6 protein-coding genes are annotated in these 12676 nt (G+C 35.8%); all 6 read right to left on the reverse strand.

What is annotated here, in order from left to right; genetic code table 11:
* Positions 1 to 30: 30 nt before the first annotated feature.
* The 6 genes from NYQ10_RS17720 to NYQ10_RS17745 all read right to left on the reverse strand — a co-directional run bounded on the left by NYQ10_RS17720 (position 31) and on the right by NYQ10_RS17745 (position 12573).
* Positions 31 to 2781 carry an alpha-d-galacturonidase gene (locus NYQ10_RS17720; RefSeq protein WP_289877555.1) on the reverse strand — a complete coding sequence of 917 codons (2751 nt, stop codon included), beginning with the start codon at positions 2779 to 2781 and terminating at the stop codon, positions 31 to 33.
* Positions 2782 to 2934: 153 nt separating this feature from the next.
* The gene (locus NYQ10_RS17725; RefSeq protein WP_289877556.1) at positions 2935 to 3819 is read right to left on the reverse strand and encodes a sugar phosphate isomerase/epimerase family protein; all 885 of its coding nucleotides are present in this window, start codon (positions 3817 to 3819) and stop codon (positions 2935 to 2937) included.
* A 161-nt stretch (positions 3820 to 3980) separates the two neighbouring features.
* Entirely contained in the window at positions 3981 to 5126 is a 1146-nt protein-coding gene (locus NYQ10_RS17730; RefSeq protein ID WP_289877557.1) for a sialidase family protein, read from the reverse strand.
* A gap of 143 nt (positions 5127 to 5269) precedes the next feature.
* Complete coding sequence (locus NYQ10_RS17735) at positions 5270 to 8020, reverse strand: glycoside hydrolase family 78 protein (RefSeq protein ID WP_289877558.1); 2751 nt, start codon at positions 8018 to 8020, stop codon at positions 5270 to 5272.
* A 237-nt stretch (positions 8021 to 8257) separates the two neighbouring features.
* Positions 8258 to 9826 (reverse strand): MGH1-like glycoside hydrolase domain-containing protein, encoded by a 1569-nt coding sequence (locus NYQ10_RS17740; RefSeq protein ID WP_289877559.1) that lies wholly within the window; start codon positions 9824 to 9826, stop codon positions 8258 to 8260.
* 296 nt (positions 9827 to 10122) lie between these two features.
* Positions 10123 to 12573 (reverse strand): glycoside hydrolase family 95 protein, encoded by a 2451-nt coding sequence (locus NYQ10_RS17745; RefSeq protein WP_289877560.1) that lies wholly within the window; start codon positions 12571 to 12573, stop codon positions 10123 to 10125.
* Positions 12574 to 12676 lie beyond the last annotated feature (103 nt).

Below are 12676 nucleotides of genomic sequence, written 5' to 3' on the forward strand. Positions count from 1 at the left end.
GCGATAGCGAACTGACGCAGTAAATTATTCTTAATAAAACAACCAATCTATAGCTGCTTTTTCTCCTGCATCAATATATCCAACGTCACGTGGCGTTATGGTTTGATCCGCGTCGATGAAACCTAAAATCAATACTTTTCCTTTTCCTAAATCTAATTTATTCTCACCCGGTTGGAACGTATAAGTATGAATATTTACTCTCGGAAGTTCTTTTAAATTCATAGCACTTGCCAGAATCACTTCGGCTTGACCGTGAGCATTTCCTGCTGCGTCTGTTTCTAAACTTGGCGGCAATAAAAATCTCTTCTGATCTGAATTGAAATAACCTACTACTAATTTAACCGCTTTTGTATTTCTAAACTTCAAATGCGTTCCTTTTTCATTTTGATCGTTTTCTACGAAAGTAAATCCTTTAAGGTTTTGAAGTTCTGGAGCGATTTTCGTTAATTCAGAAATATCTGTTCCGTACACTTTTGTACCAGTTTTCACTAAATAAGTTCCCGGTTTTTCGTCAATGAAAATTACTTCTGTTGGTTTCCAAGGTTTTCCTTCTTTAGTTTCAATTTTACCGTCTTTTGACGATTTTAGTTTATCTAAATTTCTTTTAAAATTAGCCAATTCACGCTCGTAATGCGGTAATAATTCAGCCCAAGTTTTGTTGTTTCCATCGTCTCCACCAATTGGAATTCTTCTTTGAGCAGTTTGCATACTATTTGCATAGTAATACGTGTCTTTTGTCAAGTTTACCAATAACTCATAGTATTCAATACTTTTCTCTAAATGAGGCATTGCTTTATCTAAATCGGCAATATCGTTTGAATAACTATATCTTAAAACCAATAAAGCTGCTTTTACCTTTTCTGAGAAGAAATCGGCAAACGCTTTATAAGCATGCATATCATTTTTAAGACGTGCAAATTCTTCTTTGTCTTTGGTTACGCTGGCTTCGGCTTTATCTATTGCTTCAACGGCTAATCTCCCGTGTTCTGTAATTTCAGCAATAATCTGCGTTGGAAGTTCGCCTGAATGCGGTTCTTTGTTCCATTCTTTTTTAGCATATTCTAAAAGCAGTTCGCCTGCTGGCCCGCAAGATTCGTGGAATCCTGGATAAACGCGCCATTTCGACGGATTCACCAACTGACTTTCGAACATTCCTAACAATAAAGTTTGGCGGTTTCCTTCTGTAATTCCAAAACGTCTTAAGGTTTTTGGAGCAATTTCTCCTGTTTCTTCGTAAGCTTTTAAAATGTTATTGGCAGCTTCCTGACTTGTTCCATATTTAGAAGCCAAATCTTTATCCCAGAATTTTACTTCTTCATTACGATCTCTTTTACTGTCCCAAGCATATCTCGCCCAAGCTTTGTACCAAATCCAGTCGCGATCCATTTCTAATAAACGTTCTCCCGATTTCGTTTTATCTGCCGAATATGGCCAATCCCAATACGAAGCTTGTGGATATAAATGCAGTGCATTTGCGCCGTGAACGCTATGCATCGCTTTTACCGTTTTCTGAATAAAATCTGGCGAACCGTATCTGAAAGGTTCTAAATTAGCCAAAATATGAACATTCTCAATATGAATTGATTTTAAAGCGCTTAACTGTTTGTGCGTTTCTCCCCAAGGTCCGCCCGGCGTATAGGTTGTTAAAGATTCTCCAGTATATTTACTTTCTGTATAAAGGTTTTTGTATAATGGAAGCGATTTTTCCATTACCAAAGGTCCGTCTGTATCGTGAGAACGAAGAATAATTGGCGGTTCTTCTGTTTTTCCTAATGCTTGCAAACCGTCGCGAACGCCCGGAATAATAGTTTTGGTAAACCATTCTACATCATCATCAACTGTGTTAATAGCTTCTCCCAAACAAACCATTAATCCAACATTTGGATATTTTTCGATAAAAGCAGCAATAGACTTTCTCGTATAATCTGATAATAAAGGCGTAATAGGTCTTGAACGATCTTGCGTTTTAATATTATAATGCTCTGCAAAAGGCTTAGAAACAATAATATTGTAGAACATCTGAATTACCCAGATTCCTCTTTTGTTAGCTTCAACAGTCAGAAATTTATAGATTTCTTCATTCTTTTTGAAATCTTCGTCGCTGACTTCAACTGCAAATGGATATTCTTTTAGTTTCACTAAAGAAGCAAACGGATGTCCGTTCCATAAATACAAAGAATTCATGCGGTTTTCTACCAGCATATCCAAGTATTTTATCCATAAAGCTTTATCATAAAACCACGGAAAAGTTTCTGGTGTATATGGATATTCGTAAACATCACGTCCTGGAAGATAAACTGGTTTTTGCATTCCGATGCAAGCTCCTCTCAAAACCATTTCTGGACTGTCTTCAATATTGATTTCTGATGGAAGTTTTCCTGAAGCTTTAATTTCATCTGATAATTCTAATGCACCGTACAATGTTCCAGAAGCATCTGCTCCTTCAATATAAATGACATTATTTTGAGTGCGAATCTGAAAACCTTCTTTTTTAGTTAATTTGCTGTCATCTATTTTAGCATTTTTCTTCCAGAAATCGGTTCCTTTTTCTCCAATAACAATTACTTTATCTTTTGATTTTTTGAATTTATTGACAGAAGTTACTTTGAAACCTTTTGCAGAAAGTGTTTCTGATAATTTCTCTGCTCCAAATTTTGCTCTCGGCGAACTCGGATCACTCACAACAGTGATGTTCTGCGCTGTCGCGAAAGAGACGTAAAGACATAAAAAAAGTAATTGTAAATATTTCATGGTATAATTTAATTCATTAAAAATTCTCATCTAGTTTGTCATTTCGACGAAGGAGACTCGAGCAATAGCGAACAGGCGAAGCAAATCTTCGCAAGTAACTCCGCAACGAGAATCCAATCTTTGTAGAGCTTCTCGTGGAGATTTCACCTTCGTCGAAATGACAAAAATGAGAAAACTATATTTTTAATTCTGAAAAATCTTCTTCAAATAAGCTACGTTTGCTCCGTAATTGGCTTTTACATTATGAACTTGTGTTACGTCACGAGAACGTTCTACGATAAGCCATCCGTTCCATTTCATCTCATCTAATGTTGCTTTGATTTTAGGCATATCAATCGCTTTGTCATTCTCTAACCAAAACTGATCGGTATTGGAAGCGTGAATCTGCGCTACATATTTCTTTCCTAAAATTTTTAATTCTGATGAAATATCTCTTTTATTATCTAAAGCATTCGCAAAATTAAAAGAGCTTTTAATATATTTTGAGCCGACTTCGTCTAAAAGTTTTTTCTCTTCTGTCGCATTCAATGAAGTTTCAATTGCGATTACTCCGCCAATTTTACCAACTTCTTTTCCTGCCCATTGCAGTCTTTTAATCACTTCTGGACGTAATTCTGGATTTTTAACTAAATCCGTTTGCGTTCCTAACGGAAGATACGCCACTTTTACTTTCATGTTTTTCATTGCCTGAATACAATCGGTAATCATTGGTGTGATTTCTCTTGTGGCAAAAGATTGAGCATAAAATCCAGACATGGCAATCGAGCTGATTCCAACTCCGGTTTCTTTCGATTTATCTAAGAATTTTTGTCTTTCAACTGGGTCACCCAATTTACTGTCAAAAGTGGGACGATTTCCTAAACCTCCCATATCTAGTTCGATTCCGTCAGCTTTTATTTCAGCTGCTAAACCAAAAGCACCTAATTTTTGTCTTTTCAAAATCATCCAGTCACAAACGGCAACTTTGTATTTTTGCTTTTTATTGGAAGACTGAGCAGTTGCACAGCTATTGAATGTTGTTGCTACAAGAACAAGTATTGTAACAATTAAGTTTTTATTTAGCTTCATGTTAATTGGTGGTTTTACCATTAAGATATTAAGAAAATTAAGCTTAGATACTTTTATTATTTTGGCATTAAAAGATTAAGAAAGTTAAGCTTAATGCCCTTTTTAAAGAATAAATGAGCACAACAACTTAATTTTCTTAATCTCTTAATGGTTCAATTCATTTATTCTTCTTCCGCTTTTACCGCTGTAACTACTTTTCCTTCGTCACCTGGCCAGATTCCGTTTTTGATTGGAAGAGCCACTAATTTACTTGGATCCACTTTTACATATTTCAGTTTTTCTCTTCTCCAAGTATACACAATATGCACCATTCCGTCAGAACTTTGAATCATCGAAGGATAAGAATATTGACTGATTTTTGAATCTTCCAAAACTAAAGCAGCGTTCCAATGAATTCCGTCTTTAGAAACCGAAACGTTTAAAGGCGTTCTTGGTCCTTTAGCTTCTTTTCCAGGAGGAAGTACGTGATTGTAAACCAATAAATGTCTGCCGTCTTTAAGTGTTACGGCATCAGTTCCTGAGTTGTTATTTGGAAGTCCGATTAACTCAACATCCGACCATGTTTTTCCATTATCTTTTGAAAATGTGCTGAAAATCGCTCTGTTTCTAGTTCTTCCGATGGCTTGAATACTTCCGTCTTTATGGAATAAAATACTTGGCTGAATCGCATTGATTTTTTGTTTTCCTCTTGGAAGCGTATCGCCCATTACCCAAGTTTTACCGAAATCTGGAGTAGATTCCATACGAAGTCTCCAGCCATCACCTTCAATACTTGACGGACATAATAAAGTTCCGTTGCTTAATAAAACTGGTTTATTTTTGATTGGCCCTAAGAAACCATCTGGCATTTTTTTAGCCTCAGACCAAGTTTTTCCGCCATCAGATGAAGTTCTGATTACGCCCCACCATTCAGATGGTTTTGGACCTATTTTGTAGAATAACATTAAATCCCCACCTGGAATTTGATATAAAACTGGATTCCAAGTTGGCAATCTCGGGCCTTCTTTCATCACACCGTCAGCAACTTTTACGCCTTCGTTCCAAGTGTCACTTCCTTTTGGTTTGATGGCTACATAAATGCAAACATCAGGATTTCTTTCATGAGTTCCTCCAAACCAAGAAGCAACTAAATCACCATTTGTCGCTTCGACAATTGTAATAGCATGACAAGACGGATATGGCGCTTTATCGTAAACAAACTGATCTACTAAAATTCCTTCTTTCCAAGTCTTTTTCTCTAAAGCCGATTTACAACTTCCTAAAAGGAAAAGTCCAAACAAGACAAATGCTAATTTTGCTAACTTCATTCTTAATTAAATTATGAATTATTTTTTTTGACTATAAATACATACCTAACATTTTTTTAGGTAAAAATATTTAATAAGTGTAAAAATAACACGAAAAAATTAACAATGTATCCTGTACTGTCCCGAATTATTAAAAATGCAGATTATTTAACGTTTATAGCATAATTCCCTGACGAAAGTGTCACAACTATTTGATTTTTATCTTTAGAATAAGCATATGAAGTCTTATCTAACTTCTGTTTGTTGATTGAAACAGCCGAAATCTCACTCGTAGGAAGATACACAATTGCAGAAGTATTCGCAGGAATAGTAATATTCCAAACCAAACCTTTTTTATCCTTTTTCCAATCGCTTTTAATTGTTCCGTAAACTGATTCGTAAGAAGCATTTACATAAGTCAATCCTGCATTAAAATCTGGTTTCATGATAATTTGCTTAAAACCAGGAGTATCAGGATTGCTCTTAATTCCCGCCATATTTTCGTAATACCAAATCAGTAAATCGCCTAAAAGCATAACATGGTTTTGCGAATTCATTGCTGGGTCGGCGGTATTTCCGTTCCAAAGTTCCCAAATGGTTGTGGCACCATTTTCGACCATATAACCCCAACTTGGATAGGTTTTGTTTGAGGCCAATTTGAAAGCCAAATCACCACGACCAAAATTGGTTAACGTTCGCATTAAAAACTGTGTTCCAATAACTCCCGTGCTTACATGACCGTTTTTAGTTACTTCTACTTCATGAACTAAATTTTCAAATACTTTTTGCTGTAATTCTTCTGGAACCATTCCGAAAGTCAAAGGAAGTAAATTCGCTGTTACAGTATTATTGGCGTAACTATTTTTGGCTGAATTAAAATATTTAGTGTTGAATGCTTTTTTGATTCTTGAAGCTAATTCGTCATAATGTTTAATATCATTTTGAGCATTGGCGATTACCGCAAATTTCTTCATGATGTTTAAAAGCTGATAATAAAATGCACTAGAAATCAATTCGCCATCTGTTAAACGAGAAGGATCTTTCGAACGAATTAATTCCAACGATTCTGGCGGAACGCACCAATCGCCATATTTGTCTTTGGTCATGATATCATCAACCAAATAGTTTTCTTCCATATAATCCATCCATTTTTTCATCGACGGATATTGTTTTTCTACTACTTTTTTATCTCCAAATTGTTGATACAACATGTCTGCAACTGTAATGTAAGTTCCCGGCCAAGTTACATTATCACCGTAATAACGCCAGAAAGCTGGTGCCACGTCTGGAAGTCCACCATCAATTGTTTGTGAGTTTTTAATATCGTCTAACCATTTTGCATATAACGTCTGATTATCAAACAAGAAACTTTCTCCATAAGCTCCAGTCGTTCTGTCTCCCAACCAAGGCTGACGCTCGTTTCTCTGCGGACAATCAATAGGCATTCCTTTATAATTTCCGCTGATTCCCCACCAAGCGTTTTTAAAAATCTGATTCATAATTGGGTTTGAAGAATCGAAAGTTCCTGTTGTGGCAATGTCATCATAAACGACTTTTCCAACGAAATTTTCTAAAGTCGGTTTGGTTCTGAAACCTGAAATTTCTACAAATCTGAAACCGTGAAAAATAAATCGGGGTTCCCAAACTTCTTCTCCTTCGCCTTTTAACGTATAAATATCCGTTGTTTTAGCATCACGTAAATTGGCAATGTATAACGAACCATCTGGCTGTAAAGATTCAGCAAATTTTATGGTGATTTTGTCGCCAGCGTTTCCTTTCACTTTCAATTGTAGCCAGCCCACCATATTTTGTCCCATATCTAAGATATAAGTTCCTTTTGGTGTTTGTTTAATCGAAATAGGTTTTACTTCACGTTTTACCTTCATATTCGCCGACATCTGTCCTTCGTAGAATCCGCCTGGTTCTTGAACATATTCAGCCGAAAGCCATTTTTTATCATTAAAATTAACGGCATTCCAGCCTTTCATTTCTTTACGGGCATCATATTCTTCGCCATCGTATTCATTGTTCGATAAAATCGGACCGTAGGTTGTGATTTTCCAAGTATCGTCTGTACGAATAACATCTTTACTTCCATCAGTATATTCTACAAACAACTGCAAAGCCATTTTCGGATAACCAAAAGTTTTGATTTTATAAGGTTTGTAATCTTGACGCATCGTAAAAAAACGTCCGTTTCCTAAAATCGTTCCTAATGCATTTTTACCTTCCTGCAATTGTGAAGTCACATCAAAAACATTGTATTTTACATTCTTGGTATAATCCGTAGGAACGGGAGCTAAAACCTGATCACCAATCTTATTTCCGTTAATATATAACTCGTACAAGCCCATTCCCATGATATAAACTTTGGCATTTTTGACCTTCTTTTTCAAGTCAATTTCTTTTCTTAAATATCTCGCTGATAATCTCGAATACTGCGAAATACTATCTCCTGGAGAAGTTTTTTCATACCCAATCCATCGTGTTGATTTCCAATCCGCATAAGTCAAAATTCCGATGCTGAAATGTGCTGTTTCTTTTGATTGAACTTCGCCTTTATTTGTAAAAACATTTACTTTCCAATAAACGTCTTGTCTGTCTTTTAGCTTTTTTCCGTTATAAATTACATTTACAGATTCGTTGCTTTGTACCTTTCCGCTATCCCATAAATCTGCGTTTCCTGCATTTAGTTTTTCTAAAGACGAAGAAGCTAAAATTTGATAATGAGTTTGTTTTACATCATTTATTTCTGCTTTTATTTTCCAGCTCAATCTTGGCTGTAAAACATCAATTCCTTCTGGATTTGTCAGCATTTCGCATTTTAAATCACTTACAATTATTTTAGTTTGGGCTTTCGCCGAAATTGTAAAAAGTGAAATGATTAATGTAAGATGTAAAAAAAACTTTTTCATGGTATTATTTTTAAGCTTTTGGCTTTTTTTTTTTTATTTCTCCCGCAGATTTGGCAGATTATTTTACTCAATTAAAAATCTCCTAAATCTCCCAAATCTGCGGGAGTAAATTATGTTCATTTTTGTCATTTCGACGTAAGGAGAAATCACACTAGAAACTCCGCAAAGTAATGCCAATCTTTGTAGAATCCCGAGTGTGATTTCTCCTTACGTCGAAATGACAAACTAGGCATTTATTTATTTCGAAACCAACTTCTCTAATTTCTCAGAAACCGCAATTTCTTTTCCATTTTTAAAAATTCTGAAACCTTTACCCTTTTTATATTTTTCTCCTGTTTTATCCCAAAGAATTGTTATTATATTTCCATGATACAAAACATTATCCAAACAAAACCAATCCCATTTTTCTTGCGGAATTAATGGATTTACTTCAATCTTTTCATCTGCTCTCGGGCGTAAACCAACCAAACCTGTAATCACCAAATCATTGAAAGTGGAATGATTATAATAACGGCTTCTTTCTCTGTCGCCCATTAACCAATAACCCGTTGTTTCGTCCAAATATTCGCCAAGATAAGGTTTCCCTCTGTAATATTGTGATTGCACATACAAATCCATTTGTTTGAAATAATCTGTTTTAGCTACAAAATTCTGATTGTAATTATTCAAAACATTTGCTAAAGCCGTTAACGTCTGCGAACTTGCAAATGGCCAAATCGCACCGTCCCATTCACACGTTCCTGTTCCGTGTGTTCTAAATCTAGGACTTCTTCTTTCTGCTGTTGTTAAACCAAACGGAGCCGAAAATCCTTTTTCATCTTTAATTTGTTCCCAAGCTTTTTCAAAACCTTTGTTCTGCTCCGGCAGATTAAAATACCACGGAATAAATCCGATTGCTTCTCTAACCTGTGCCAAAGTATCTTTTTCTGTAAAGGTCTCAAAAAATTCGCTTTTCTGATTCCATAATTTAGTTTCTACTAATTTTTGTAAAACATCAGCTTTAGCTTTGAATTTGTTTTCTGTTTCCTTATCACATTTCAACTCAGCCATTTTAGAAATTGCTATAGCATTTCCATACATATAACTGTTTATCGTTGGTCTCGCATTTTGCACTTTTCTTCCTCCGCTTAAAGATTCTTCCATTCCATCTTTTACATCATGTTGCCAAAACAAACCATCTTTTCTCTGACGATCTTTTTCCCAAACGGCATAATCTGTAACCATGTCTGGATACAAATCCAATAAAAATTTTTCATCCTTATTTACCAAATAACGATTGTACAAAGCATCTGCTGTCCAACTGCTGAATTTATACAATTTATTCATTGGTTTTCCATCATTTCCTCGATACCAAAGTTTGACATCCTGCTCAATGTATTTAGGATCATGAACCCATCTGAACTCGTTAATATGATGGCCTAAAGCACAACTAATCATATTATATTTATCGGCATACGAACGATCAACTAAAAACTCGGTAATTGCAAATCCTTGCGGTGTATTTTTAATATGTTTTCGAATGCTCCACCATCTGAAATAATAGATTTCCTCAAAATTCTGCTGTGGACATTCAAACAACGGAATATTCTTTTCCATCCACGCCCACGCGCTGTCATTCGGAATTGCGAATTTTAAGTTTTCATCTTCCATTGTGTTTAAATAATCCACATAATGTTTGAAGTTTTTTTCTTTTAAGATAACTGCTTTTCCTTTTTGAGAATGTACTGTACCCGATTTGCAACCGCTGTTTATACAGGCGATTACTATTGAAAGTGCTATTATTTTATGTTTGAAATGTTGTAACATATTCTAATTATTATTTTAAAACTAATTCTTTGGGCGTGTCCCTCCGGGTCGTGCTGTCCGTTTCCGCTTTTTTTGTTCGGCTGAAAAAGCCTCACAAAAAAGAGCTCCACTTCCATCACTCACGCAAGAGACCTTTTCGTTTTCTTACTCCTGCAAGGTTTTCAAAACCTTGTAGGTGTTTTATTTTAATTAAAAACTAAACCTTCTATTTCATACCTACAAGGTTTTGAAAACCTTGCAGGAAACGTATCAAGACCTAACAGGTTTTAAAAACCTGTTAGGTCTAACCTCATATATTAATTCCCAGTAAAAGTATAAGTCTGCCCCGCTTTCATATTCACATCGTAAATACTATAATTTGGCAATTGTACTTTAGGCAATTTTGCTTCATTAGAAATAATCGGTTTCTTCACTTCTACATCATAAAACAGCGGATTTGAATTTTTCCCTTTTGCTTTTTTGATTGAAGAACCTTTTAAAGTATTCTCTACTTTCAATCTGCAGTTTCCTCCAATTTTCGAATAGATTTTCAAAGTCGAAACTTTATTGTTTTTCCAAGTCATATCAATTACAAATCCGCCTCTTGCGACTAAACCTTTTATACTTCCGTCCTTCCAAACCGTTGGCAAAGCAGGCAATAATTGAATTGCATCTTCTTGACTCTGCATCAGCATTTCGGCAAAACCGGCTGCGCATCCAAAATTTCCATCAATTTGAAATGGCTGATGCGCATCTAACATATTCGGATACGTTCCTCCTCCTTTTCTTTGATCCGCGGTTACCAAATGCAATTGATCTTGAATCAATTTATAAGCATGATTTCCGTCTAATAATCTCGCCCATAGATTCACTTTCCATCCCATTGACCAGCCTGTAGATTCGTCTGTCCTGTAGATCAAAGATTGTTTGGTTGCTTCAAATAATTCAGGTGTTTTAATTGGCGAAATCTGATTACTTGGATACAATCCGTACAAATGTGAAACGTGTCTGTGATTGTCTTTCGGATTGTCCCAATCGTCCTGCCATTCTTGTAATTGATTATGTTTGCCCACTTTCATTGGAGGCATTTTTGCCAAAGCATCACTCACTTTTTTCACATAAACAGCATCTGGAGAAACCAATGCTGAAGCTTCCATAACATGTGTAAACAAATCAAAAACCAACTGATTATCCATTGTTGTTCCTGATGCAATTGTTGCTTTTCCAGTTCCGCCTGCGTGTGTGTTTTCAGGTGAACTCGACGGAACAACCACTAAATATTTTGTGTTTGGATCTATCACCATGAAATCTAAAAAGAAATCAGCTGCACCTTTCATAATTGGATAAATTTCTGCCAAATATTTTTTATCTCCTGTATATAAATATCTTTCCCATAAATCCTGACAAACCCAAGCACCACCAGTCGGCCACATTCCTGAAGCAGCAGAATCTACCGGAGCAGTTACACGCCAGATATCGGTGTTATGATGTAAAACCCAACCGCTGGCATTATACATTGTTTTGGCTGTTTCCGCACCTGTAACCGCCAATTCTTTTGCCATTTGCACAAAAGGTTCGTGCATTTCCTGCAGATTGGTTACTTGTGCGGGCCAGTAATTCATTTCGGCATTGATGTTTGTTGTGTATTTACTGTCCCAAGGTGGTGTTACCATATCGTTCCAGATTCCTTGTAAATTGGCTGGCTGACCTCCTGGCTGTGAACTCGAAATCAAAAGATAACGTCCGAATTGGAAATACAAACTCGCCAATTGAGGGTCAAACTGTTTTGAAAAATCTCTAATTCTTTCGTTTGTTGGTTTCTTTGTCAATTCATTTGAACCTAAATCTAAAGATACTCTGTTGAAGAATTTTTGATAATAATCAACATGGGCTTTCTTTATGGCTTCAAAATCTTTTATTTCCGCTTTCGCTAAATAATCTTTGCTTTTTGCAATTTCATCACCCGAAATATCCTGATAGTTTTTGAAATTCGTTGCAATCGAAATGTATAAAGTCACTTCGTCGGCTTTGTTGATACTTAAAACACCGTTGCTTGCATCGATTTGACCACCTTTGTTTTTAGCTGTAAATCGGCCTTGAAATTTCACTTTTCCTTTTACATTTTCAAAATTAGTTCCAACTCCTGAAAGTATAATCTGGTTTCCTTCTGTCGAAGCTACCGTTTTATCAATTGGACTGTTCATGAAAACGTTACAAGTAATTTGTCCAGGCTGACTAGCAGAAAGTTTTACTACAATAACCTGATCTGAAAATGCGGTTAGAATTTCTCTTGTAAATTCAACGCCGTTTACTTTGTATTTTACTTTAGCTGTAGCGTTGCTGATGTCTAAATCACGGTAGTAATCGGTATATTTTTGATGTCCGTTGAATGAAATATAAACGCTTCCAAAAGTCTGATAGGGCATTCCGTCATTGGTTTGCGACATAATATCCTGCGTAGCCAAATCTTGTGCTTCATCAAATTTTCCGTCAAAAATTAATTGACGAACAATTGGAAGTGCTTTTATCGATTTAGAATGTGCATTGCTGTTTGGAGAACCTGCCCAAATGGTTTCTTCGTTCAACTGCAAACGTTCTACTGCCGGATCGCCAAAAACCATTGCGCCCAGACGTCCGTTACCTAAAGGCAAAGCTTCGTTCCAGATTGCAGCTGGTTTATCGTACCATAATTTTAGGTCGCTTTGAGCTGTTGCTGTTAAGGAAAAAAATCCAAGACAGATTGCCGTTATTTTAATTTTTAACTTCATATTCTATGGTTGATAGTTAATAGTTGATTGTTGTTGGTTATTCTCATCAGAGTATATTTTTCGATTTCAACAGATCAATTATTAAATTCATATTTCTTTATTT

This window comes from Flavobacterium johnsoniae (assembly GCF_030388325.1).
Taxonomy (GTDB): domain Bacteria; phylum Bacteroidota; class Bacteroidia; order Flavobacteriales; family Flavobacteriaceae; genus Flavobacterium; species Flavobacterium johnsoniae_C.